Genomic DNA, 23,110 nt, shown 5'->3' with positions numbered 1-23,110 from the left:
ATACCAGATCCAAAAGGATGGCTGAATATAGAATAACTATAAAAGCGCAAGAATACCCTTCCTTTCGCTGATGGCCAGCCCGGCGGGATCGTCTGCAGCACGGTTTATTCTGAGGCCCGAAGAAAGCCTTTCTATGTCCCTGGCGACCATGTTACCGGCTATGGTCATGTTTCTGTAAGCGGCCAGCGCGGCAATGTTGTGGTTGATTATCATGGCTGAAGTCCCTCTCGGAAGTAGGTTTACACAGCTTTCACTACACATTGATAAACATACACAATAAAATTGGTTATTAGTAATTACTTCCATGCTCTTGTCACAATAACCGCCCACCTGGTTATCAAAAGTCATTCCCATGCCCCTTGCCACGGGAATCGTGCCTGTGGTTGCTGTCCATCCGGATACCTACATATAGTAGCGCCTCATAACAAGCTTATGGATTTCCCCGGTAAGTTTATAGGCCCATCCTAAGTCAGCCTGGGTCTGGGTCTGTACATCTGCAGGCAAATTATCGAAAACCACGGCGGCAAAATTTGGGTGGAAAGCCGGCCGGGAAAGGGCAGCACCTTTTATTTTACATTACCTGCGCACCTAGGAGTTGACTGCGGAGCTTACAATTAGCATATGCCAATTAATAGTATTGTCCCTATGAGCTAATATAACAGTTCTAAAAGTTGTTGATAAACTACGCCCATCGTTTTATAATCTATTGTAATGTTATGTTGTTTTTACGAAGTATGGCCTTCTTAATACAATACACAAAAACCTTGTTTTGTTGGTAGAACGGGAGGAAGAAAATGCCCATTACGGAAATACTGTCGCGCAATGCCCATTTATATGGTCATGAAAAATGCTTGACTGAGATCAATATGGATCTCCAGGAAAAACATAACGTTACCTGGCTTGAGTATGAACTCATCGAGAACAACCCGGCCGGTGAATACCGGCGGGATATGACCTGGCGTGTTTTTGATGAAAAAGCCAACCGGCTGGCCAATCTACTGCTTAAAAGAGGTATAAAAAAGGGAGATAAGGTGGCTATTCTGTTAATGAATTGCCTGGAGTGGCTGCCTATTTATTTTGGTATATTAAAAACCGGCGCCATCGCGGTACCGTTAAACTTTCGCTATACCGCCGAGGAAATTAAATATTGTCTGGATTTGTCCGAAACCTCGGCTTTGATTTTCGGGCCCGAATTTGTCGACCGGATGGAAGCTATTTATGACCGGATACCAAATGTGAAGTTACTTCTTTTTGCAGGAGAAAATCGTCCTATATTTGCCGAGAGCTATGATCGCCTCACGGCCAACTGTTCATCGGAACCCCCGCAAATTGAACTCAGCGACGAAGATGACGCGGCCATTTATTTTTCGTCGGGAACTACGGGATTCCCGAAGGCCATTTTGCACACGCACCGGAGCCTGGTGTCGGCCTGTGTCACGGAAATCAAGCACCACGGCCAAAGGCGTGATGATAACTTTTTATGTATTCCACCGCTTTACCATACCGGCGCCAAGATGCACTGGTTTGGTAGCTTGCTGTCGGGGAGCAAGGCAGTATTACTGCGGGGCGTTAAGCCTGAATGGATATTAAAAACAGTATCTGAGGAAAAAATAACCATTGTCTGGCTTTTGGTGCCCTGGGCCCAGGATATCCTGGATGCTCTTGACAGAGGGGATGTGAGGTTGGAGGATTATGATCTCTCCCAGTGGAGGTTGATGCACATTGGTGCGCAACCTGTTCCGCCCAGCTTAATCCGCCGCTGGAAAAAGTATTTTCCCAACCATCTATATGACACCAACTATGGTTTAAGTGAATCCATCGGCCCCGGGTGTGTTCATTTAGGCGTAGAGAATATTCATAAAGTCGGTGCTATTGGTATACCGGGTCATAACTGGGAGGTTAAAATTACCGACGAAAACGGTTTACCTGTATCCCGGGGAGAAGTGGGGGAACTGGTGGTCAAAGGACCAGGCGTGATGAAATGCTATTATAATGACCCGGAGGCCACTGCGGCGGTACTCAAAGACGGCTGGTTATTTACCGGAGATATGGCCAGAATGGATGAAGACGGTTTTATTTATTTGGTTGACCGGAAAAAGGATGTAATTATAAGTGGTGGAGAAAATATCTATCCGGTACAAATAGAAGATTTCCTGCGGGCCCATGATGCCATTAAGGATGTGGCGGTTATTGGATTGCCCGATAAACGTCTTGGTGAAATAGCGGCCGCCATTATAGAGTTAAAACCGGGCTGTACTTGTACCGAAGAAGAAATCAAGGAATTTTGCGCTCCCATGCCCCGTTATAAACGACCAAGAAAAATTATCTTTGATCAAGTTCCCCGTAATCCCACCGGTAAAATAGAGAAACCGCGTTTGAGGGAAAAATACGGTGCAATATATTTAGTGGCGGCTCAAACGGAGAGATGATATGGAAATAGTGATACTGGCAATTGCACTGGTTAGTGTGGCGGTTTTAATTTTTTACAGCAATAAAGATAAACAAAATAACAAAGCCGTTATGATTGCACTCGTTTCAAAATCGTTATTGGAACTAACTCAGAATCAGGAGATATTGCGGTTAATATTAATTAAATTTAAGCCCAATAATTTGATGGAGGATTTAAAGGACGACATATATAAACAAGATGAAAAGAAGTCATTACCGATTTGTTTAGAGCCGCCCATTTTTGTATATGAGGAAACCGAGCGGTTAAAGAATAATAATGACTTTTTGGTGTACTCGGATTTAAGTTTGAGCATTGAGTTGAACAATTTGTTGTTAAGGATCAAATATCTGAATCAACTGTTTCCGGATTTGAACAGTTTAAATAAAATTTCTGATGAAGAATATAAAACTATTTATAACACTCATAAAATGACCGTTAGCCTGGTAAAAAGTATTGAAGCAGAACTTAATAAACTTAAACGTTAACCCGGTGCTGGTAACGATGACAGGTAAAAGAGGGGTTTTCAAAAAGACCTCTCTTTTTGTATGGCAATTTTTCCACAAAAAAAACTGTACAAAAAAAGGTTCCGCAGGATCACCTGCAGAACACTATTTGGCTGCCATTTGGACGGCATCATGATGCTGTTGTACGTAGGATTTGGATATGCCGGAACCGTGAGGCTCGCTGTTAAATAAATACATATCAAAGTGCCCGGTTACCCCGTTACCGGTTATATTTTCAATGTTGGTGTGGGGCATCCCGGAAAGGGAAGCCGCAATGGCTTGTCCTCCCACCTGGATACATACAGGCCTGGGTGTCCAGGTCCACTCTTTAAAAAGGCTTAGCATGGTATTGGTGTCCTCTTGGGTCAATGGTTCCACATCGCAGTGATTACCACTGCTCAGAACAGCCAGTTGTATGGTTTTGCCGGTTTGGATATCTGTGGCGTTGAATTTCATGCCTGGCTTTAACAGGTTTTTTCCTTCACTGAACCAGTCAACCAAACGACCATATCTTGATGAATCGCCTGATTCCGGCATTTCGGTAATTCCCGGGCGTTCAACTGAACCCCTTGAGACGCTGCCGCCGCTGTTCAGTAGCAGTTTCTGCCCGGCATAAATCATATCACCCTGAATATTATTCAGCCTGCGTATACTCTCCACCGTTAACCCAAACCTTTGGGCGATGCCGCTCAGTGTATCCCCGGCTTGTATCAGGTAAACGTTCCCGGGTGTATAGTTATTTGACTGGTTGGTCGGGGATGGCACTTTGTTATCCAGTTTAAGCACCTGTCCAATGGTTAGAAAGTCACTTTTTAGATTATTAATCTCCATTAACTTGGCGACACTGGTATTATTTTTTTGGGCAATGGTCCACAGCGAGTCACCCCGGGTCACCGTATATTCCGCGGCCCAGGCCGGGTTTATACTAAAACTGAACAATAGCAGAAGCAGCAAGCCTGGCAATAACATTTTGTTTTTCATTATCAAGTTGTCTCCTTTGTGCAACATATTTATCAAAGAATATATGTAAATCATTCTATGTTCGTTATTTTTATCCTTTATTTTTGCTAATAAAAAAATAAAATGAAACTTTTGTCCCATTTTATAAATAATTGTAAATAAAAAATTTTTTTGCGGGCAGGAAATTTATTGTCGAAGTAGAATATATTTTTATTAACCAGTCTAATAACTCAATTAACATAGTTGTATGGTAATATAGTAATCATAACGGGTAGTATTTAACGGTGGTTCAATTGGTTATTACGGTTGAATATTAGCTTGTGAAACGGGTTCCTAAGCGGGCGGTAATGTTTAGGGATATGGTCTTGCGGTCTTATTGTTAAATTGGATTTCATAAAAAGGGTAGAGCAGTAGTACGGTAGGAAAAGTAGAAGCGGTTTTTCGGGTTAACCCGGGGCAAACCAGTTGTGTTAAACGTAGTTTTTAATTGCTCCGGGGGGGCCAGTTGATCCGCTCTTCTTTAAACTCCTACGGGGGTTTTTTTTATTGCCATAAAAATAAGGAGGTCGCGGAAAATGAACAAGCATGGTAGTAAGGTGGTATGGAGTTTGAACAAAAAACTACTGGGGTTGCTGCTGCTGGTTATGCTGGTATTTTTAGCTGGTTGCGGGTCGCCGGCACCGGAAGACGGTGCGAAGGTTATGGAACTGAAACTGGCCCATTTCTTTCCCAGCACTCACCCGGTGGAAACAGAGTTGATCCAGCCCTGGGCCAGGGCGGTGGAAGAGGCCACCAACGGCCAGGTGAAAATAACCAGTTACCCCGGTGAAACACTGCTCAAGGCGGACCAGGTGTATGACGGGGTGGTCAGTGGTGTTGCCGATATAGGCATGTCTTGTTTCTCTTATACCCGGGGGCGTTTTCCGGTCATGGAAGCATTTGAACTGCCCGGCGTTGTCTATAATAACTCCAAGGTGGCCAGCAATGTGGCCTGGGAGGGCATTAAGCAAATTAACCCGGTAGAAATCCAGGACACCAAAATGATGATGGCGTTGACCACCGGCCCCGGGGATTTGTTTACCACTGTTCCGGTCCGCAGTTTGGAGGACATTCAGGGGTTAGCCATAAGAGCCACGGGTTTAAGTGCCGAAACCCTTAAGAAGTTGGGCGCAAATCCGGTGGCGATGCCCCAGTCGGATGCCTATGAGTCCTTATCCAAGGGAGTGGTCAAAGGAAACCTGTCGCCGGTGGAGGTATTGCAGGGATGGAAACATGCCGAGGTGACAAAATACTTAACCAGGACTCCCTTTCTTTACAATACTTTGTTCTTTGTTACCATGAATCTGGATAAATGGAATTCCCTGTCCCCGGAAAACCAGGAAGCCATCGAGGCCGTTAACGAAAAATATTTCAAGGAAGTGGCCATGGGTTTGTGGGATAGGCAAAATGAGGCGGCTTTACAGTGGGCTGTTGAGGAACAGGGCGTTCATGAAATAAAGCTTACCGGTGAAGAAACCGAGCGGTGGATGAAATTGGTTCAACCAATTCAGGATGAGTATGTTGCCAATTTGGAGGCCAAGGGGTTGGATGGCAGGCAGGTTATGGACACAGTGCTGAATCTGGCTGATAAGTACAATCAAGAATACCAGTAATAAAAAAGGGTGACAGGAAAATGTTAAAATTTACCGGATTGGTGACGGGGCTGAGCCGTATACTGGACAAAATAGCCGGTTTGTGCATGGTATTGTCTATGCTGCTGGTGGTGGTTAATATTTTGCTGCGTGCTTTATTTAACCGGCCTATTCTGGGCGTTTACGAATATGTTATATTTTTAACCCTGGCTACCATTGGCCTGTCCCTGGCCCACTGTGCCATACAGAACGGCCACATCGCCGTAAGCTTTGTTTTTGACCGGCTGCCTTTGAAGATACAGGGGTTGGTGGATTTGGTGATCAATGCTGCCGGTTTGTTGTTCTGGGGTCTTTGTGCCTGGCAGGTGGGCATTTATGCCCATGGCACGGCGGCTAGCGGTGTGGTGGCATCCACTACCCAGATACCCCTGTACCCGTTTATTTATTTGGTGGCCTTTGGTTTGCTGGCCCTTGGCCTAGTGCTGCTGGCCAAAACAATGGAAGCCGGGCAAAGGGTATGGCAGCCAAAGGCGGCAAACCTCTCACCCGGGGTTAAAACGGTGCAATCCATGCAAAAGGCGGCGGCGTTAAATAAATGAGTGCGGAATTGGTTGGTTTTATCAGCATAGCGGCATTTTTTATCCTTTTAATTTTGCGGATGCCCATTGCCTTTGCCATGGCTCTGGTGGGCCTGGCGGGTTTTGCCTGCTTGACTTCGCCCGCTGCGGCCTTTAGCATGGTGGCCAAGGAAATATATTCAACCTTTTCCAACCAATCACTTGGTGTAATCGCCATGTTTGTCTGGATGGGTTTTCTGGCCTTTTATTCAGGCATCGGCACTAGAATGTATGTGTTTGCGTATAAATTAATCGGCCATTATCCCGGGGGCCTGGCCATAGCCACCCAGGCGGCCTGCGGCGTATTTGGGGCCATTTGTGGTTCCAACACGGCCACGGCGGCCACCATCGGGGCCATTGCCCTGCCGGAAATGAAAAAGTATAAATATGACGATGCCTTGGCTACGGCCAGCGTTGCCGCGGGCGGCGTGCTGGGTGTATTGATTCCGCCCAGCGTGATATTCATTGTTTACGCCATGGCGACGGAACAATCCATAGGCCGGTTGTTTATGGCGGGTATCGTGCCGGGCATACTGCTCATGCTGTTATATATGGCCACCATAGCGCTGATTACCTGGCGCAATCCCGGCCTGGGGCCGGCCGGTCCCAAGGCGACCTGGAAGGAAAGGTTCAAGGCGCTGCGCGGGGGGCTGGGGGAAGTTATAATTATATTTTCCCTGTCCATGGGCGGGCTGTTTGCCGGCTGGTTTACGCCCACCGAGGCGGGCGCGGTGGGGGCGGCCGGTGTTCTGGGGGTAGCCCTGCTGAAAAGAAGCCTCAGCTGGGAGGGCTTCGGTAAATCCCTTTTTGATGCCACCCGAACCACCGCCATGATTATGCTGCTCATTGCCGGAGCCATGATCTTCGGGCGTTTGATGGCCATAAGCAGGTTGCCCTTTGAAATGGCCCAAATGGCCGGTGCCCTGCCCCTGCCGCCCTTTGCGGTGATGGCGGTTATTCTGCTTATTTACCTGGTATTGGGTTGTTTTATTGACGCGCTGGCCCTGGTTCTGCTGACCGTGCCCATATTTTATCCCGTGGCGGTGCAAACCCTGGGGTACGATCCCATCTGGTTCGGGGTGATTATTGTCCTGACGGTGGCCATGGGTGTAATTACGCCCCCGGTGGGTATGAATGTGTTCATTATCAAGGGCGTGGCGCCGGAAATCCCCCTGGAAGTAATCTATAGGGGTATTTGGCCCTTTTTGGGGGCGATTATCCTTTGTTTGGTAATATTGATTGTCTTTCCGCAATTAGCCACGTTTTTGCCAAACCTGCTGTCTTAGCCAAGGGGGATAAACCGGCACACGGGGTCAACGGAGCTTGGCGACTGGTAATACAGGTTGTCCGGTTCAATTGCTTGGGCCGCTGATTGCTGTTAATTTGCTGTTAAAAAGATATATTTATTAACAGGGGGTTGCTGTCTTATCCTTATAGACAACAACCCCCTGTTTTTACCGGTCCGGCTGATCATGTCTTGGCGGCGCTCAGGCCGCTGAGATACCCTGTGGAAAAGGCGATTTGTAAATTGTAGCCTCCCGTCAGGGCATCCACATCAATTATTTCTCCGGCAAAATACAGCCCTTTGACAATTTTAGACTCCAGGGTGGAGGGGTTGATTTCTTTAACATTGATACCGCCGCTGGTAACGATGGCTTCATTCAATGGCCGGGTACCCGTGACTGTTAAAACAATACCCTTCAAAGTATGTACCAGCATACCTCGCTCTTTTTTATTAATTTGGTTTACCGGTTTGTGTATTTCCGCACCCGCTAGCTGCAATACAACGTCAATCATTTTCTTGGGTAATAAATCGTCAAGGGCGTTTTTCAGGTGTTTGCCGCTGTATTTATTAAAATCTCTCAACAGGCGGGCATCCAGTTGTTCGGCCGTCAATGCCGGTTTCAGGTCAATGGCCAATTGCACCGGTATACTGGTGGTGGGATGAAGATAATCTTTAATCAGGCTGCTGGTGCTTAAAATAATGGGGCCGGATACGCCAAAGTGGGTAAAAATCATTTCACCGAACTGTTCCGCTTTGACCTTGCCGCCGGCAACAGCCTTTACGGACACATTTTTCAGGGTCAGGCCCTGCAGGTCTTTGACCCAATCTTCCCGGGTCACCAGGGGTACCAGAGCGGGTTTGGGCTCAATAATGGTGTGGCCCAGCAGCCGGGCTATTTTATAACCGTCCCCCGTGGAACCTGTTTGCCGGTAGGACATGCCCCCGGTGGCAATGATCACCCTGGGGGCGGTTACCGGTGTGCCGTCCTTTAACAGTACACCAGCCACCCGGTTACTGTTTACCAGTATTTGTTTGACCTCGGTGTGCAGTTTGATATTTACATGGTTATTATGCAGGTGTTTTTGCAGTGCCTTTATGACGTCGCTGGATTTATCCGAGGCGGGAAAAACCCGGTTGCCGCGTTCCACCTTGGTGGGCACCCCCAGGGAAGCCAGCAATGTCATGAGCTGTCGGTTGTCAAAGGCTTTAAAGGCGCTATACAAGAATTTGGGATTGGTGATGATATTGCGGAAAAAATCATCAATGTCGCCGTAATTGGTGACATTGCATCGCCCTTTACCGGTGATGAACAGTTTTCGGCCCGGTTTATCGTTCTTTTCCAGTAAAGCCACCTTCAAACCCCCGGCCGCCGCTGTGGCTGCGCCAAGCATGCCGGCGGGCCCGCCGCCCACCACTATTAGATCGTAGTCCATCCAAGTTCCCCCGTGTTTATTGTAATATTCAAATTAAAAAGCTTGCCATACACATATTATATCAAGATACTATATCATATTAACTCTTACAGTAAAAATTTCCATGGTTTTGTTTATTTGTGTTATAATAAGAAAGCCCAGGATTTGGGTAAGGCCTTTATATATTGAACGGCCGGCATAGCTTTCGGGTAAAGTCCAGGCTAAACCCGTTCTTGTGTTTTGGTGCTACCTGCCATGGGTATGCTATAAAAAATAGATTAAGAGGTAAAGGGGAAGTAAATAATCATGGCATTATTCAGTGACTTTGGTTTATCCGAGTCAGTAATCAGGGCTCTTAGTAATATGGGTTTTGAAGAGGCGACGCCCATACAAGAGCAGGCTATTCCTGTTGGTTTACAGGGACGGGATTTGATCGGGCAGGCCCATACCGGAACAGGTAAAACAGCGGCCTTTGGCATCCCTTTAATGGAAAGGCTGCAGGTGGGGCAGGAAAATATACAGGCGGTTATTTTAACCCCAACCCGTGAGTTAGCCGTTCAGGTGGCCGAAGAATTATACAGAATCGGGCAATACAAGGGCATTCGTTCATTGCCTGTATACGGCGGCCAGGATATTAACCGCCAGATCAGGGCGCTGAAAAAGAGGCCCCATATTATCGTTGCCACCCCCGGCCGCTTGATGGACCATATGAGGCGCAAAACCATTCGTTTAAACCAGGTGAGTATTGTGGTTTTGGATGAAGCGGATGAGATGTTGAATATGGGATTTATTGAGGACATTGAAAATATCCTCAAGGAGGTTCCTGAAGAGAGGCAAACAATGCTTTTTTCAGCCACCATGCCAGCCCCCATCCAGGCCCTGGCCGGTCGGTTTATGAACGACCCCGAAGTGATCAGGGTGGCGGCCCGGCAGGTAACCGTGCCCAATATTGAGCAGGGGTATATTGAAGTGCATGAAAAAGAAAAATTTGATGTGCTTTGCCGGTTGCTGGATACCCAGTCCCCCGAAAGGGCCATTGTTTTTGGTCGAACCAAACGCCGGGTGGATGAACTGTATGAAGCCCTGAACAAGCGTGGTTATTCCGCTGAAGGCATCCATGGGGATTTGTCCCAGGCCAGGCGGGATCAGGTAATGAGACAGTTTAAGGACGGTGCCATCGAGGTTTTGGTGGCCACCGATGTGGCTGCCCGGGGATTGGATATCACCGGAGTGACCCATATCTATAATTTTGACATTCCCCAGGACCCGGAGGGTTACGTGCACCGTGTCGGCCGTACCGGGCGGGCCGGTAAAGCGGGAGCGGCCATAACTTTGGTTACGCCAAGGGAAATCGGTCATTTAAGGGTTATTGAAAAAATGACCAGGGGTAAAATAGCCCGCCGGCCCGTGCCAACATTAAAGGACGCCATTCGGGGGCAGCAGCGTATTGCGGTGGAAAGACTGCTTATGGCCGTGGAAAAGGAGGACATCGAAAATTACCGGGGACTGGCCGAAGGGCTACTGGAAGAAACCGATTCGGTTACCCTTTTATCTGCAGCATTAAAGGTGCTTACCAAAGAACCGGATCAAACCCCTGTTGCCCTGACCGAAGAAAAACCCCTCAGATTTAAAAGGGATAAAAACAAGCGCACCGGGCAAAGGAACTATTACGGCGGACCCGGCGGTAAAAAAGGTATACTTGGAGGGGGCAGCAGTTACAGGGGGAAAAAACGAGCCGGCAGCCGGTCCTATTAGGACTGAAAAAAGGTTTTGTCTTGCAAAACCTTTATTGTAAAAGCCTGGGTGCCGCGACAGCCGGCCAATGTATAAATTACAGGTGTGTCCCGCGCGAGTTTATCGAAAAACTTTTTTGATTGTTTAACAATGGAAAGAGGAGGTGCACAAAGTCGTTTTTATGGGCCGGGCGAGGGTTTTGGTTTAACGGGTTTACTGCCGAAGCTATGGACGCCGGCATGGCCAGTATGGGTATTAATGAAGCTGGCACCGGAGGGTAAGTGGAAAATTAATAATACCCCGGATTATTTTGCTTAAACCAGCATAAAATACCTTTGGGTGGCTATTGCGGGCGATATTGTTTTTTGTTATAATACAAGTAGCACCATCCATACAGTGACTTTAGGTTGTTCGGTAAGCAAGAAGCGTCGGATATGTTGTTCGGGTTTGTTGCGAGAAGTAACCAGTCCATGGGTAGTGTTTTTTATTTACTCAATTTGTTCAAGTAAGCCAATCTCGATTGATAAGCCTTTGGTGATTTTGACCGGTGTAGTTTAAGTCAAGGCAAACCGTTTGTTCGGCTAAAGCAGGTTTTTTTGCCCGCGATTGATCATAAAAATAAGCAACTGGAGAATTGTATTTGAGTGCTTTAAGCAAACTGTAGGGATGGTTGCTTATGAGAGAAGGTCCGACGCCTTCTCTCATATTATTTACGGCTAAAAATCAGGTACTTATGATACCTTGTCTACCAATATTTTATCGACGGTTTGGCTGTAATTATAATTAAAAGGTGTTGCGGTTAAACTGAAAGATATGTATAATAGTAATTGCGCAAGTTACCAGCGCAACAATTAAATAAAATAATGATGTAGACCACGGAGAGATGGCTGAGTTGGTCGAAGGCGCGCGACTGGAAATCGCGTAGGCGGTGTGAAGCCGTCTCGAGGGTTCGAATCCCTCTCTCTCCGCCACATAAATTAGACATCAAGGACGGACTTGATTCTTTTGCAGCGGGTCCGTCCTTGTGCCTAAACAGCAAGTTTTACTTTTGGCCGTGCTAGACGGGGAGGTAGCGGTGCCCTGTACCCGTAATCCGCTGTAGCGGGGTTGAATTCCGGCCCGAGGGTTTGGCTTGTGAGGTCCGGCTCTTGTAAGGGGTGTTGACGATTGGGTCTTGCGCGACGGAGGCTTTTGAACCGTGTCAGGTCCTGACGGAAGCAGCACTAAGAAAGTTTATCCGGGTGCCGCAAGGGTGCCTGGTCCGAGCCACCTGCAAGAGTAACGCTTGGAAGTCAATATTCGACGGCAGGTGCACGGCCATTAATTTTAATCATAGATAACCAGAAAACCGGCTAAGGCCGGTTTTCTTCATATGGAAACAGCTTCGTAAACACTGCCCAAAGCCGGCACTGCAACGGAAGGAAAAGGCGCCGCGGCAGCGAAGTTAGTTTGTGGTTAATATACGCGGGGGGTATGGATTGTGAGTTATCTGGCCTTGTACCGGCAGTGGCGGCCGCAGCGGTTGGGTGACCTGGTGGGACAAAGGCACGTAACCGAAACACTGCGCAACGCATTAATGGCCGGCAAAGTAAGTCACGCCTATTTATTTTGCGGGCCCCGGGGTACCGGTAAAACCAGCACGGCCAAGATACTGTCCCGGGCGGTTAACTGCCTGAAGCAGCAGGGAGGGGAACCTTGCAACAAGTGCCGGAACTGCCGGGAAATATTGTCCGGCGCCACCATGGATGTGATTGAAATTGACGCTGCCTCCAACCGGGGCATTGATGAAATACGTGATTTAAAGGAAAATATAAAATACTTTCCCACACTGGGTGGCAAAAAGATGTACATAGTGGATGAAGTGCATATGCTCACCAATGAGGCCTTTAACGCACTGCTTAAAACACTGGAGGAACCACCCGAACATGTGGTTTTTGTTCTGGCCACAACGGAACCGCACAAGGTGCCTTTGACCATATTGTCCCGCTGCCAGCGCTTTGATTTTCGCCCCCTTTCGGCTGAGGCGATTGCCGGGCGTCTGGAAGAGGTGGCCGCCAGGAGCAATTTTAAAGTGGAGAAAGATGCAGTGCGGGCTATCACCCGGGCCGCCGGAGGCAGTATGCGAGACGCCCTGAGTGTGTTGGACCAGGCGCTTTTGCTTAGCGGGGAAAACGCTGTAACGGCTGACACGGTGCACACCATTTTGGGCACAGTGACTGAAGATGTATTGTTTGATTTGGCCACCGGACTGGCGGAAAGAAAACCCGCCCTGGTGTTAAAACAGGTGGCGGGTATTGCGGCCGAAGGTAAAGATTTACAGCAACTAATCAGGGAACTGACCGCATACCTGCGCCGGCTGCTGGTGGCCTTTCTGGCTCCCGATGCGGCGGGGGAGGCCGGGTTTGATACGCCCCCGGCCGGGCTGATGCAGCTTTTTACGCGTCGCCGGTTAATCAGCACCATCGATTACCTGGTGGAGGCTGAGCAAGCAATGCGCCGCAGTGCACATCCCCGGGTGGTGCTGGAGCTGGCGCTGGTGCGGGCTATGGATGAGGATGACGGGCCGCCGGTGGATGAATTGCTGCACAGGATTGAGCGGCTTGAACAGGCGCTGGCCAACCGGGGACAGGCCGGTGGTAATGCCCTGGAGTATGTTCCGGTGGCCCAGGGTACCAGTAAACAAGATGTTGATAAACCTGCGCCCAAATCCCCCGCGGCGGCAGTCAAGGCCGGTTTGCAAATTGATGGTAAGCGGCCTGAAATGGGTAATACTAGAGCTAACCATAATAACGACCATCCCCCGTGGGTTGCCCAACAGGTTTTGCCCCAAAACATGGCGGGTGGAGAAGAAATCACGGGTGAGCCCGAGACCGGACATGCGGTTTTACCACCAAATGCAGGGGATACCGGTAGCGCGGCTAAAGAAAACACCCGGTCAAGTGGATTAAAAACCGGGGGTGTAGAAGCAGCTCCGGCCCGGAAAAACCCCGTGAATACCCGGGGTGAACCCCGGTATAACATTGAACAATTAAGAAAGTGGTGGCCGGAAATATTGGCGGTGGTTAAAAAGGCCAACCCCATTGCCTATAGCTGTTTATGTCAAGCCTGGCCGGCAGAGATAAAAGAACATTGTCTGGTGCTGGGGGTGCCCCGGGGAGATGTTTTTATCAAGGATATGGCTGAAAAGCCCGATACCAAACAATTGCTTGCCCAGACGCTGGCCTCGTTTACCCGCTTGACCTGGCAGATCCGCTGTGCTTATTATGATGCGCCGCCGCCGGGCTGGTCAAGGAGCACGGTACAGCTGGATACCGAAGAGGCGATAAGCCTGTTTCAGGGGGAACTGGTGCCCCTGGAAAAGGATTTAAATAAAAAATGAGGAGGTATATCATATGGGTGGAAATATGGCTAAAATGATGAAACAAGTACAAAAGATGCAGGCCGAGATGGCCAGAATGCAGGAGGAACTGGGCAACCGCACCGTGGAAAGTTCCGCCGGCGGCGGTGTGGTACGGGTGGTGGCCAACGGCCGCCAGGAGATCGTGGCCGTGGAAATCAAGCCCGAGGTAGTGGACCCGGAAGATGTGGAAATGCTGCAAGATTTGGTTCTGACCGCAGTTAACGAAGCTTTGAAGCAGGCCCAGGATATGATGACCAAAGAAATGAGCAAGCTGACCGGCGGGCTTAATATACCGGGATTATTTTAAAGATAAAAAAGGAGCCTTGGGGCAGTGAAACAAATGCAATATGCCGGCGCGGTGTCACGCTTGATCGGCGAATTGGCCAGGTTACCCGGGATTGGAACTAAAACGGCGCAACGACTGGCCTTTTTTTTGTTGAATGCTCCCCCGGAAGTGGCCATAAGCCTTGCCGAGGCCATCAGGGAAGCCCGGGAAAAGGTGGGGCGTTGCTCGGTGTGCGGCAATCTTACTGATGTGGATCCCTGCCCGGTTTGTCAAAACGAGACCCGGGACAAGGGCATAATTTGCGTTGTGCAGGACCCCCGGGATGTGGTGGCCATTGAAAAGTACCGTGGTTTTAAAGGTGTTTATCACGTGCTTCACGGTGCCCTTTCACCCCTTGAAGGGGTGGGGCCCCAGGAATTGAATATAAAAAGTTTACTGGACCGCCTGGCGGGTGACTCGGTGCGGGAAGTGATTTTAGCCACCAACCCGGATGTGGAGGGGGATGCTACGGCCCTTTACCTGGCCCGGCTGATAAAACCCCTTGGTGTTAAAGTAACCAGGCTGGCCCGGGGCCTGCCGGTGGGTGCCCATTTGGAGTATGCCGATGAAGTAACCCTGGGCAGGGCCATAGAAGGACGACTGGAAATTGAATAAAAAGTAATTTTTTCCATCGTCGCCCCATATATCATTTTATAAGTGATTGGGGGTGTGAATGATGGAATGGCAGCTGGTGATTATAGTCCTGGCGGTGCTGGCTGGCTTGTATATTGCAAATACTTTCATGTACAGGCCGCTGCGCCGGTTATTGAGCTTGGCTGTATGCCTGGTTACGGGTACGGTGTTGATAACGCTGCTAAACTGGTGTTTGAGTTTTTTCAACATGCATGTTGCCTTCAACCTTTTTACCGTGCTGGTGGCGGGCATTTTACACTTGCCGGGCCTGGTGATGCTGGTGGTACTGAGCCGGTGGTTTGTTTAAAATACGGTATGCAGTATAAAATTCTTGTAAAACAGCTGATTTCTTGACGGGTCAATATTGTTGCAATATACTAAAAACAGTTGTCTAAAATTCATAAAAAGTTTCTAGATTATTTAAACTATAACATGATAGTTTAGAATCATTAATTTGCGCGGGGGTGAAGATTATCGGCCCGCGGGTAGTGGAAGCTTACGTTGGGGAATATGCCAGCGGTAAAAGCGAGGTGGCCGTTAACAGAGCGGTTGATTTGGCCGCGTCCGGCCGGAATGTTACCCTGGTGGACCTGGATATTGTGGAGCCGTGTTACACGCTGCGCCCCATAAAAAGGGAACTGCAGCAAAAGGGGATTACCGTGCTGGCCTGGGAAACCAGGGATACTTTGGGATTGGGGGAAGCAGGCAATGTGCTCCGGGCGGAAAACCGCTGGGCGTTGCGCCGGTCCGGGGATATTATACTGGATATCGGTTATGGCGTGGAGGGTGCCAAAACCCTGAACCTGTTGGAAGGAGCGGGGGCGGATCCCGATTTGAAGGTTTACGCCGTGGTGAATATTGCCAGGCCAATGACGGCCAGCGTGGCGGATATAGTAGCTTATATTCGCGAGCTGGGCATTGTACACGGCATTATTAACAACAGTCACCTGGGAGACGAAACTGATGTGGACATTGTGCAACAAGGGGCCCGGATAGTGGATGAAGCAGCCCGGCAATTACAATTGCCGGTGGTGGCCACCACGGCGGTCCCGGCCATTGCGGCTTTAATCGGGCCGGTGGATATAGCCGGTCATCCGGTGAGGAAACTGGACAGGTATATGCCGCGTACATTCTGGTAACAAAATTTCCCTAGGGAGTCAAGATTTTAGGAGGTGTACAAGTCAATGCCAGAAAAACCGATACAGGGTGAAAAAAGGGTATTCATGACCGGTAACGAAGTGGTGGCTTGGGCTGCTCTGGCGGCCGAGGCCGACATTATGTACGGTTATCCCATTACACCCCAGAATGAAATTATGCATTATTGGACCAGGATGCTGCCCAAATACGGCCGCAGGTTTTTACAGACCGAGGACGAGCTTTCGGCGGGATTCACCACAGCCGGCGGCGTACTGGCCGGAAGGAGAGCCTTTACCGCTACCGCCGGGCCGGGCAACACTTTAATGCAGGAACCAATGAGCATGGCGGAGGCCATGCGGTTGCCCGTGGTGGTTATTGTACAACAGCGTGGCGGCCCATCCACGGCCACAGTAATTTATTCCCAGCAGGAAGTCACCATGACCACACTGGGTGGCAACGGTGAGGGTTTAAGGGTGGTTTACTCCACTGCTAATCACCAGGAACTTTTTGATTATACCATCAAGGCTTTTAATACCGCGTGGAAATACCGCTTCCCCACCTTTGTGCTGGGCGACGGTTACCAGGCTAAAATGCGGGAATCCCTAACCATGTATGATCCCGCCTCCCGGGGTATTACCATGGTGCCCACCGAGCCCTATGTGGGTAAAGAGGGAACACCGGGAGTGGACAGGGAGCCGACTCATTTGAGAAATACTTACAATGTGGAGGAAGAATTGTTCGAGGTGCTGGAACAGTACCTGGCTGATTACGCCAAGGCGGCCCCCGAAATAGCCGAATATGACGCCTTTGATACCGATGACGCCGACCTGGTGGTAATCTCCCACGGCGTTGTTTCCCGGGCCTGCAAGGCAGCGGTTAAAGAATTGCGGGAAGAAGGTTACAAGGTGGGTTATTTCCGTCCCATCACCCTGCGCCCGCTGCCGGTGGACCAGTTGCGGGAAGTGGCCGGTAAAGCCAAGCAATTGCTGGTGGTGGAATCCGCCAACGGCCAGTTGGACAGGCTGGTTAAAGAAGCTATTTACGGCAACACCACAGAAATGCTATCCTTGTTCAAACCCGGCGTTGGTGTAACCACCGAGGAAGTGGTGGCCCGGGTCAAGGAAATAAAAGGCTAAAACGCGCCGGCACTTGTACCGGACGTGCAGCAACGGTTAATGTGCCAGGGATATTTTGGTATATATAGCAAGAGAATTATGCAATAGGCTGGTTTGATGGAGCGGCGTAAAGTTCTTTATAAAGCCGTCTAAGGTTTAGTTAAATTTATAGATTATTTTGCTGAGAGGATTGAAAGGGGGCTTTTGTAATGTCAGTACAGCCTGCCATGCCCAAATGCTGGCGTGTGGAATCCAAACCCCATAAATTCTGCCCGGGCTGTGGTCACGGCCTGGTGCTTAAAGCGTTGGGACAGGCCATTGATGAGCTGGGCATTCAAGATAAGGTTGTTTTTGGCTGTGACATTGGCTGTTCGCTGTTGTCCTGGGACTTTTTCAACGTAGATACCGTGCAAACCCACCATGGTCGTACAACACCGGTAATTACAGGGATCAAGCGGGCCAATACCGATGTAATCGGGATTGCCTACATGGGTGACGGCGGTGGTTACGCCATCGGTGCTCAGCACCTGGTCAGCGCGGCAACCCGTAACGAGCGGATTACGGTAATTCTGGTCAATAATACCCAGTATGGTATGACCGGCGGTCAAATGGCGCCAACCACTTTGCCGGGGCAAAAGACTGAAACTTCGCCCTATGGCCGCGATGTGGACGCTTCCGGTTATCCCACCCAGGGTCCCGAAATGGTGGCTGCCATTACCCAGGAGGGTGCATATGTCGCCCGGGGTACTGTGGCCAATGTAAAACAATTGAAGGGCTTTATTAAAAAGGCACTGGAAAATCAAATGGCCGGGAACGGGTTCAGTTTTGTGGAAGCATTATCCACCTGCCCCACCAACTGGCGTACCAACGCCGAAGATACCTGGAAGTTTGTTGAAAAGGAAATGACTAAATATTTCAAGGTAGGGGAAATCAAAGTACCCGGTCCCCGGGAGAAGGAGGGACAATAATAAATGGCTAAGCCGGTAAAAATTATCCTGGCCGGCGAGGGTGGCCAGGGCGTGCAATCGGTGGCCGAAATCATTGCCGAGGCGGCCAACGAAGAGGGGCGCGAGGCGCTGTATATACCCAACTTTGGTGTGGAACAGCGGGGCGGTGTTTCGGTGGCGTACCTGCAGATAGCTGATGAGCCCATCGGGGCGCCAAAGTTTCAAATTGGTGATATCGTAGTGGCATTAAGTGACCGGGCCGTTCACCGCACCAAGCAGTACGCGGGTCCCGAAACCATATTTGTTTACGATTCCGGCATTGAAAATATCGAAGATGCTCTACCCAAAAACGCTAAAAAGGTGCTGGGCATTCCTGCCATCGAAGTATCCAAGAAGGAACTGCATCCCCGGGTGTTTAACATTATCATCATGGGCGCAGTGATCAAGGCCACCGAGGTGGTGGCCGTGGAGGACGCCAAGGCGGCCGTGGAGAAGAAGCTTGGTTATAAATTCGAGAAGAATCCCAAGCTCCGGGAAATGAATTTCCGGGCCATAGAACGCGGCATGGAATTGGTGGCCGGCATACTGTAAGGGGGGTATATTAAATGGCTCAAACCTTCAAGGGGCGCACCCTGGAAGTGGAAAAAGGTTTTTGGACATTGTTCCCCGGGCTTTGCAAGGGATGCGGCCTGTGTATTGAGAAGTGTCCCAAAAAGTGCATGAGCTGGTCCGATGTGCTGGGGGTATATGGTACGCCTTCGGTGGAGATAAACGATGAGTGTATTGCCTGCGGCATCTGCCAGAATTTCTGCCCGGATTGTGCCATAGCAGTGGAGAAAAAGAAAGAACCGAAGAAACAAAACTGAGTTACGGGGTTTTTAGCTGCGGGAAAATTGTATCCCGCAGCTTTTTAGTCTGGCAGTCATTGTTAAAGCAGGTGTTCCTTATGAGTGGAGGCAACCTTTGGGGAAGTAGTAATATAATACACGGAGAAAAGGGCTATCAGTAACGAACGGGCGGGCAGCCAACCACATATACTGGTATGGGTGATGTTATGAACAGCCATGTTTGTCTTTTTTGCGGCGAAAGCCGGGACCCGGAATCCGGCGTTTATATCAGGGGATATTACATTTGCCCTGGCTGTGAGATAAAAATATGCTGCCTCACCGTGGACAGTGCCAATTATGAATATTACAGAAACGGGCTTAAAAGAATATGGTGTTTGGCGGATACCTGTTCCCCCTGGGATGAGGCTTGTTTTTGGGCCAGCCTGGCCCGCCGGTGAGCTATTTCCAAATCGCATTTGATCTGGCTGAGGGTGGCCAGGTTGATACCGGTGCGGCAAGATATTTCCAGGTCGGAAAGGCCTTTCTTCCAGGCCCGGATCAGGCCGGGTACATTGGTGCGGTATTTTTGGGAAAGTTTTGCGGTATTGATTTCCATTACCTGCACGCTCCTTTCATTTCTTTAAGAGCCTGTTCGAAAATATCCTTTGGTGCCGGGTGCTCCCGGGGTTGAAAGATTTTTGCTCTTTCAACCCCGGGAGCACCCGGCACCTACGCGGGCACCGCAAAGGCCGGCCAATATAGAGATTGCGAAAGTGAATCCCGCGCGGTCTTTTCGAACAGCTTCTTTAATTTTATTTTGACCGCAGCAAGTATCTTTATGATGAGAATGAAATGTAATTGAGGATTAAAATCCGTCAGCTTCTGGTTTGTTAATTGACAGTATGATAAAATTAAACGTTAGTAAAAAAATTTTTGCAGGTGAAGTTTTTGCCCAATAATTATGAACATGTACCCTTGCTGGCTGCCTTACAAAAATATAGTGCCCAAAAACCCGTGCGTTTACATGTGCCGGGTCACGGCGGCGGCCCGGGGTTACCCGCGGCAATGCGCCGGGCTAACCTGCCTGCCTGGGATGTCACAGAGCTGGCGGAATTGGATGATTTGCACAACCCTGCAGGGGTGATTGCCGCGGCTCAGCGAAGTGCAGCGGAACTGTACGGTGCCCGGTGTACCTTTTTTTTAGTGAACGGCACCACAGTGGGAATACAGGCTCTGATTGCCGCCACCTGCAGCGAGGAAAGGGTGCTGGTGCTGCCGCGCAACGTGCACCGGTCGGTGCTGGGCGGGCTGGTGGTCAGCGGGGCCCGCCCGGTGTTTATAGAACCCTGTATTGTACCCGGATTTGGCTTTGCGGCCGGCTTTACGCCGGACAAGCTGGAGGTCGCCCTGGGGCAAAATCCCGGCGCAGGGGCCGTGCTGGCTGTGCACCCGTGCTATTACGGAGTGGTGGGTAACCTGGCCGGTTTGGACAAGGTGTGCCGGCGATACGGGGTGCCCCTGCTGGTGGATGAAGCCCATGGCACACACCTGCGCATGCATCCCGGGTTGCCGGCCGATGCATTGTCCCTGGGGGCCGATGCCGTGGTACAGAGTGTTCATAAAACAGGAGGTGCGCTGACCCAGGCCTCCTGGCTGCACCTGGGCACGGAGTTGATCGAACGGGGCCGGGTGGCCAGGGCACTGCGCTTGCTGCAAACCAGCAGCCCCTCTTATATTTTAATGGCCTCACTGGATGCGGCACGACGGCAGTTGGCCTTAAAGGGGCGGGCTTTATTGGATGAATTACTGGCCCTGGCCGCCGAGACTGCGGGTAAAATAAATCAGATACCGGGCCTGGCCGTGCTGGGCCAGGAGCATCTAAACGGGCCCGGTGCTGTGGGTTATGACCCCACCCGCCTGGTGGTTTCGGTGCGGGGGCTGGGGGTCAGCGGGTATGTGGTGGCCCGGAGGCTGGCTGATAAACATGGTATATATGTGGAAATGGCGGATAGCTTAAATGTGGTGGCGGTATTGTCCCTGGGCACGGACCGGGCGGGCGTGCAGGCGCTGTGCGGTGCTTTGGCGGAAACCAGCCGGTGGGCGGCAGCCGAGTCCGGCAGCGCTAACCGGCACAGCCAGGGGCCGCCGCCGGTGGGGCCTCCAATGCCGCCGCAAGTGATGACGCCACGCCGGGCCTGGCTGGCGGGGCAAAAAAAGGTGGCCCTGGAGGATGCCAGGGGTTTGGTGGCCGCGGAAATAATTGCAGTTTATCCCCCCGGCATAGCGGTAATTTATCCCGGGGAGGAAATCACCTCCGAGGTTATAGAATACTTGATACAGGTGCGGGCCGCGGGTATACACATTCAGGGCGCTGCCGATCCCGGGCTGTCCACGGTCCGGGTGGTGAATTTATAGACCCACGGGTATACGAAAAGGGTGGCCGTATCTTTGTAAGGGGAGTTAAGCCAATTGCTGGCAGGTAAATTTTTAGTATTCGAGGGTATTGACGGGGCCGGTAAAACCACCCAGATGAAACTGCTGGCCGAATTCTTGGAGAACCGGGGCCTGCCGGTACTGTGTACCCGGGAACCCGGCGGTACCCGGGTCGGGGCCAGGCTAAGGGGGCTACTTTTAGACCCGGCATGTCATGATATAACCCCCCGTACCGAGGCCTTTTTATATGCGGCGGACCGGGCCCAGCATGTTATTGAAAAAATAGTACCTGCTTTGGAACGGGGAGTAACGGTGCTTTGCGACCGGTTTGTATATTCCACCCTGGCTTACCAGGGGTGGGGTCGGGGTATGGATATGGCGCTGCTGCGGCAATTAAATGATTTGGCCACTGGCGGCCTTGTGCCGGACGCAGTGGTGCTTTTGGACCTGGCAGTGGCTGAAGGCAGGCGCCGGGTGCTGGGACAGCGTTCGCCGGACCGGCTGGAGGGTGAGAAGTTAGCCTTTTTCCAGCGGGTGCGGGAGGGCTACCTGGAACAGGCCGCTATATGGCCCAACGTTTTTCGGATCATACAGGCTGACCAGCCGGTGCATGATGTGCACCGGCAGATTTTAGAGGCACTTAATGATTTATAAGCTTTTCAATATACGTACCCATGGATAGTTTTGTTTGGGAGGTAACCTGATGCCGGTGCTGCGGGACGTGGTGGGCCACGAACAGATCAAAAAGCGCTTGAGGAGTGCCCTGGTTAAGGGACTGGTGAATCATGCCTATCTTTTTGGCGGGCCGGCGGGAATTGGTAAGAAAACCGCCGGGCTAGCCTTTGCCCGGGCGTTATTGTGTCGCCGTGGCGGGGGGGATGCCTGCGGGCAATGTGACGATTGTATCCGCTCGGAGCAAGGTGTGCATCCCGATTTACACGTTATCCGTCCGGAAGGGGCTACGATAAAAATAAACCAGCTGCGGGCCTTGCAGGGTGGCGCTTCCTTTACCGCCTATGGCGCGGCCAGGCAGGTTTTTTTGATGGAACAGGCCGAGAAGATGACTTTGGCGGCAGCCAACTGTTTTTTAAAAATACTGGAAGAACCCCCGCCGGGGATAGTGTTTATACTGGTGACCGATGACTCTGCAAGGATGCTGCCCACAGTGCTCTCCCGCTGCCAGCAGTACCGTTTCAGCCCCTTGCCCCGGGAGCAGGTTCTGCAGGTGCTGGCTAATGCCGGTGCGGGTCGTGACAGTGACAGTGCCTCTGTAGCGGCGGCGCTGTCCGGGGGATGTCCGGGCCGGGCGCTGGCGCTGCTGGACGGGCTGGACAAGCGCAATGCCATGCTGGACCTGCTGATGCATATAGTCCGGGAAAGGCCGGGCAGTGTATTTTTGCCGGTGGATGAACTGGCGGAGCGGGAGGGCCTGGCGGATTTTATAGATTACGTGATTCTTTTTTTTCGAGATGTATTAATCTGGCAAATAACCGGCTCCACCGAGCTTATCATTAACGTGGACCGGATTTCATATATTATCGAATTGGCCGGTGCTTATGCCAGGCCGCGGGTTATGGACATACTGATAACGGCGGAAAAATCGTCGGCCCGCCTGGCGGGCAATGTTAACCAGCGCCTGGTGCTGGACTCATTGTTATTCAAAATTACCGGCCTGGGAGATGATGATCGGGGGTAGTGGATT

23 protein-coding genes, 1 tRNA gene, 1 other RNA gene and 1 pseudogene are annotated in these 23,110 nt (G+C 50.6%); 22 read left to right on the top strand and 4 right to left on the bottom strand.

Annotation, left to right across the window (positions count from 1 at the left end; all coding sequences use genetic code 11):
• Window positions 1-60: 60 nt before the first annotated feature.
• Window positions 61-213, bottom strand: a pseudogene (locus tag LX24_RS04180) (flagellin N-terminal helical domain-containing protein); the annotation flags it as partial.
• 261 nt (window positions 214-474) lie between these two features.
• Between LX24_RS04180 and LX24_RS04175 the strand changes: the two are divergent.
• The 3 genes from LX24_RS04175 to LX24_RS04165 all read left to right on the top strand — a co-directional run bounded on the left by LX24_RS04175 (window position 475) and on the right by LX24_RS04165 (window position 2,934).
• Window positions 475-618 (top strand): ATP-binding protein, encoded by a 144-nt coding sequence (locus LX24_RS04175; RefSeq protein WP_207706528.1) that lies wholly within the window; start codon window positions 475-477, stop codon window positions 616-618.
• A gap of 176 nt (window positions 619-794) precedes the next feature.
• Entirely contained in the window at window positions 795-2,429 is a 1,635-nt protein-coding gene (locus LX24_RS04170) for a class I adenylate-forming enzyme family protein (protein WP_166510881.1), read from the top strand.
• Window position 2,430: 1 nt separating this feature from the next.
• Complete coding sequence (locus LX24_RS04165) at window positions 2,431-2,934, top strand: hypothetical protein (protein WP_166510880.1); 504 nt, start codon at window positions 2,431-2,433, stop codon at window positions 2,932-2,934.
• A 123-nt stretch (window positions 2,935-3,057) separates the two neighbouring features.
• Here LX24_RS04165 and LX24_RS04160 read toward each other — a convergent pair whose 3' ends face one another.
• The gene (locus tag LX24_RS04160; protein ID WP_243131612.1) at window positions 3,058-3,933 is read right to left on the bottom strand and encodes a LysM peptidoglycan-binding domain-containing protein; all 876 of its coding nucleotides are present in this window, start codon (window positions 3,931-3,933) and stop codon (window positions 3,058-3,060) included.
• A 554-nt stretch (window positions 3,934-4,487) separates the two neighbouring features.
• On the opposite strand from LX24_RS04160, the gene LX24_RS04155 reads away from it, so the two are divergent.
• From LX24_RS04155 to LX24_RS04145, 3 genes are read left to right on the top strand one after another with little or no spacing between them, the layout of a single operon-like run.
• Window positions 4,488-5,564 (top strand): TRAP transporter substrate-binding protein, encoded by a 1,077-nt coding sequence (locus LX24_RS04155; protein WP_166510879.1) that lies wholly within the window; start codon window positions 4,488-4,490, stop codon window positions 5,562-5,564.
• Between the two features lie 20 nt (window positions 5,565-5,584).
• Entirely contained in the window at window positions 5,585-6,142 is a 558-nt protein-coding gene (locus LX24_RS04150) for a TRAP transporter small permease (protein WP_166510878.1), read from the top strand.
• The gene (locus LX24_RS04145) at window positions 6,139-7,446 is read left to right on the top strand and encodes a TRAP transporter large permease (RefSeq protein ID WP_166510877.1); all 1,308 of its coding nucleotides are present in this window, start codon (window positions 6,139-6,141) and stop codon (window positions 7,444-7,446) included. The genes LX24_RS04150 and LX24_RS04145 overlap by 4 nt, the downstream gene beginning before the upstream one ends.
• A gap of 184 nt (window positions 7,447-7,630) precedes the next feature.
• On the opposite strand, the gene LX24_RS04140 is transcribed toward LX24_RS04145, so the two are convergent.
• The gene (locus LX24_RS04140; protein WP_166510876.1) at window positions 7,631-8,878 is read right to left on the bottom strand and encodes a BaiN/RdsA family NAD(P)/FAD-dependent oxidoreductase; all 1,248 of its coding nucleotides are present in this window, start codon (window positions 8,876-8,878) and stop codon (window positions 7,631-7,633) included.
• A 285-nt stretch (window positions 8,879-9,163) separates the two neighbouring features.
• On the opposite strand from LX24_RS04140, the gene cshA reads away from it, so the two are divergent.
• The 13 genes from cshA (at window position 9,164) to LX24_RS04075 (ending at window position 19,433) form a co-directional block, all read left to right on the top strand.
• Entirely contained in the window at window positions 9,164-10,612 is a 1,449-nt protein-coding gene (gene cshA / locus LX24_RS04135) for a degradosome RNA helicase CshA (RefSeq protein WP_166510875.1), read from the top strand.
• Between the two features lie 856 nt (window positions 10,613-11,468).
• Window positions 11,469-11,562 (top strand) — tRNA-Ser (locus tag LX24_RS04130).
• Window positions 11,563-11,643: 81 nt separating this feature from the next.
• Window positions 11,644-11,908: signal recognition particle sRNA large type (gene ffs, locus LX24_RS04125), an RNA gene on the top strand.
• Between the two features lie 163 nt (window positions 11,909-12,071).
• On the top strand, window positions 12,072-13,970 hold the full coding sequence (gene dnaX, locus LX24_RS04120; RefSeq protein WP_166510874.1) for a DNA polymerase III subunit gamma/tau: 1,899 nt from the start codon (window positions 12,072-12,074) through the stop codon (window positions 13,968-13,970).
• A 13-nt stretch (window positions 13,971-13,983) separates the two neighbouring features.
• Complete coding sequence (locus tag LX24_RS04115) at window positions 13,984-14,298, top strand: YbaB/EbfC family nucleoid-associated protein (RefSeq protein WP_166510873.1); 315 nt, start codon at window positions 13,984-13,986, stop codon at window positions 14,296-14,298.
• A 33-nt stretch (window positions 14,299-14,331) separates the two neighbouring features.
• The gene (gene recR / locus LX24_RS04110) at window positions 14,332-14,931 is read left to right on the top strand and encodes a recombination mediator RecR (RefSeq protein WP_166510923.1); all 600 of its coding nucleotides are present in this window, start codon (window positions 14,332-14,334) and stop codon (window positions 14,929-14,931) included.
• Window positions 14,932-14,989: 58 nt separating this feature from the next.
• The gene (locus tag LX24_RS04105; protein WP_166510872.1) at window positions 14,990-15,256 is read left to right on the top strand and encodes a pro-sigmaK processing inhibitor BofA family protein; all 267 of its coding nucleotides are present in this window, start codon (window positions 14,990-14,992) and stop codon (window positions 15,254-15,256) included.
• A 157-nt stretch (window positions 15,257-15,413) separates the two neighbouring features.
• Window positions 15,414-16,088 carry an Mrp/NBP35 family ATP-binding protein gene (locus LX24_RS04100; RefSeq protein WP_166510871.1) on the top strand — a complete coding sequence of 225 codons (675 nt, stop codon included), beginning with the start codon at window positions 15,414-15,416 and terminating at the stop codon, window positions 16,086-16,088.
• A 45-nt stretch (window positions 16,089-16,133) separates the two neighbouring features.
• Window positions 16,134-17,222 (top strand): transketolase C-terminal domain-containing protein, encoded by a 1,089-nt coding sequence (locus LX24_RS04095; RefSeq protein WP_166510870.1) that lies wholly within the window; start codon window positions 16,134-16,136, stop codon window positions 17,220-17,222.
• Window positions 17,223-17,410: 188 nt separating this feature from the next.
• Window positions 17,411-18,169 carry a thiamine pyrophosphate-dependent enzyme gene (locus LX24_RS04090; RefSeq protein WP_166510869.1) on the top strand — a complete coding sequence of 253 codons (759 nt, stop codon included), beginning with the start codon at window positions 17,411-17,413 and terminating at the stop codon, window positions 18,167-18,169.
• Between the two features lie 3 nt (window positions 18,170-18,172).
• On the top strand, window positions 18,173-18,739 hold the full coding sequence (locus LX24_RS04085) for a 2-oxoacid:acceptor oxidoreductase family protein (protein ID WP_166510868.1): 567 nt from the start codon (window positions 18,173-18,175) through the stop codon (window positions 18,737-18,739).
• Window positions 18,740-18,753: 14 nt separating this feature from the next.
• Window positions 18,754-19,014, top strand: a complete 261-nt coding sequence (locus LX24_RS04080) for a 4Fe-4S dicluster domain-containing protein (protein ID WP_166510867.1) — start codon at window positions 18,754-18,756, stop codon at window positions 19,012-19,014.
• A gap of 176 nt (window positions 19,015-19,190) precedes the next feature.
• Window positions 19,191-19,433, top strand: coding sequence for a sigma factor G inhibitor Gin (locus LX24_RS04075; protein ID WP_341473553.1), 243 nt, complete (start codon window positions 19,191-19,193; stop codon window positions 19,431-19,433).
• Here the strand turns inward: LX24_RS04075 and LX24_RS04070 are convergent.
• Window positions 19,340-19,591 carry a hypothetical protein gene (locus tag LX24_RS04070; RefSeq protein ID WP_166510865.1) on the bottom strand — a complete coding sequence of 84 codons (252 nt, stop codon included), beginning with the start codon at window positions 19,589-19,591 and terminating at the stop codon, window positions 19,340-19,342. The genes LX24_RS04075 and LX24_RS04070 overlap by 94 nt on opposite strands.
• 332 nt (window positions 19,592-19,923) lie before the next feature.
• Here LX24_RS04070 and LX24_RS04065 point away from each other — a divergent pair, with 332 nt between their 5' ends.
• Genes LX24_RS04065 through holB form a run of 3 tightly spaced genes read left to right on the top strand, consistent with a single transcriptional unit; the run spans window position 19,924 to window position 23,104 of the window.
• On the top strand, window positions 19,924-21,390 hold the full coding sequence (locus tag LX24_RS04065) for an aminotransferase class I/II-fold pyridoxal phosphate-dependent enzyme (protein ID WP_166510864.1): 1,467 nt from the start codon (window positions 19,924-19,926) through the stop codon (window positions 21,388-21,390).
• Between the two features lie 54 nt (window positions 21,391-21,444).
• Window positions 21,445-22,062, top strand: a complete 618-nt coding sequence (tmk, locus tag LX24_RS04060; protein WP_243131611.1) for a dTMP kinase — start codon at window positions 21,445-21,447, stop codon at window positions 22,060-22,062.
• Window positions 22,063-22,111: 49 nt separating this feature from the next.
• Entirely contained in the window at window positions 22,112-23,104 is a 993-nt protein-coding gene (gene holB, locus LX24_RS04055; protein ID WP_166510863.1) for a DNA polymerase III subunit delta', read from the top strand.
• The last annotated feature ends 6 nt before the right edge of the window (window positions 23,105-23,110 follow it).

The sequence above is a fragment of the Desulfallas thermosapovorans DSM 6562 genome (genome assembly GCF_008124625.1).
GTDB lineage: Bacteria > Bacillota > Desulfotomaculia > Desulfotomaculales > Desulfallaceae > Sporotomaculum > Sporotomaculum thermosapovorans.
The sequence above is the reverse complement of the archived record's forward strand: the minus strand, read 5'-3'. Positions and strand labels throughout refer to the sequence as shown.

What these genes read in the sequence shown, in the direction of transcription:
- cshA (WP_166510875.1), top strand. Translation starts at nt 9,164, where the DNA reads ATGGCATTATTCAGTGACTTTGGTTTATCCGAGTCAGTAATCAGGGCT.
- LX24_RS04080 (WP_166510867.1), top strand. Translation starts at nt 18,754, where the DNA reads ATGGCTCAAACCTTCAAGGGGCGCACCCTGGAAGTGGAAAAAGGTTTT.
- LX24_RS04165 (WP_166510880.1), top strand. Translation starts at nt 2,431, where the DNA reads ATGGAAATAGTGATACTGGCAATTGCACTGGTTAGTGTGGCGGTTTTA.
- LX24_RS04170 (WP_166510881.1), top strand. Translation starts at nt 795, where the DNA reads ATGCCCATTACGGAAATACTGTCGCGCAATGCCCATTTATATGGTCAT.
- LX24_RS04085 (WP_166510868.1), top strand. Translation starts at nt 18,173, where the DNA reads ATGGCTAAGCCGGTAAAAATTATCCTGGCCGGCGAGGGTGGCCAGGGC.
- LX24_RS04140 (WP_166510876.1), bottom strand. Translation starts at nt 8,878, where the DNA reads ATGGACTACGATCTAATAGTGGTGGGCGGCGGGCCCGCCGGCATGCTT.
- LX24_RS04145 (WP_166510877.1), top strand. Translation starts at nt 6,139, where the DNA reads ATGAGTGCGGAATTGGTTGGTTTTATCAGCATAGCGGCATTTTTTATC.
- LX24_RS04095 (WP_166510870.1), top strand. Translation starts at nt 16,134, where the DNA reads ATGCCAGAAAAACCGATACAGGGTGAAAAAAGGGTATTCATGACCGGT.
- LX24_RS04105 (WP_166510872.1), top strand. Translation starts at nt 14,990, where the DNA reads ATGATGGAATGGCAGCTGGTGATTATAGTCCTGGCGGTGCTGGCTGGC.
- LX24_RS04115 (WP_166510873.1), top strand. Translation starts at nt 13,984, where the DNA reads ATGGGTGGAAATATGGCTAAAATGATGAAACAAGTACAAAAGATGCAG.
- LX24_RS04150 (WP_166510878.1), top strand. Translation starts at nt 5,585, where the DNA reads ATGTTAAAATTTACCGGATTGGTGACGGGGCTGAGCCGTATACTGGAC.
- LX24_RS04070 (WP_166510865.1), bottom strand. Translation starts at nt 19,591, where the DNA reads ATGGAAATCAATACCGCAAAACTTTCCCAAAAATACCGCACCAATGTA.
- LX24_RS04155 (WP_166510879.1), top strand. Translation starts at nt 4,488, where the DNA reads ATGAACAAGCATGGTAGTAAGGTGGTATGGAGTTTGAACAAAAAACTA.
- LX24_RS04160 (WP_243131612.1), bottom strand. Translation starts at nt 3,933, where the DNA reads ATGAAAAACAAAATGTTATTGCCAGGCTTGCTGCTTCTGCTATTGTTC.
- recR (WP_166510923.1), top strand. Translation starts at nt 14,332, where the DNA reads ATGCAATATGCCGGCGCGGTGTCACGCTTGATCGGCGAATTGGCCAGG.
- LX24_RS04075 (WP_341473553.1), top strand. Translation starts at nt 19,191, where the DNA reads ATGGGTGATGTTATGAACAGCCATGTTTGTCTTTTTTGCGGCGAAAGC.
- LX24_RS04090 (WP_166510869.1), top strand. Translation starts at nt 17,411, where the DNA reads ATGTCAGTACAGCCTGCCATGCCCAAATGCTGGCGTGTGGAATCCAAA.
- holB (WP_166510863.1), top strand. Translation starts at nt 22,112, where the DNA reads ATGCCGGTGCTGCGGGACGTGGTGGGCCACGAACAGATCAAAAAGCGC.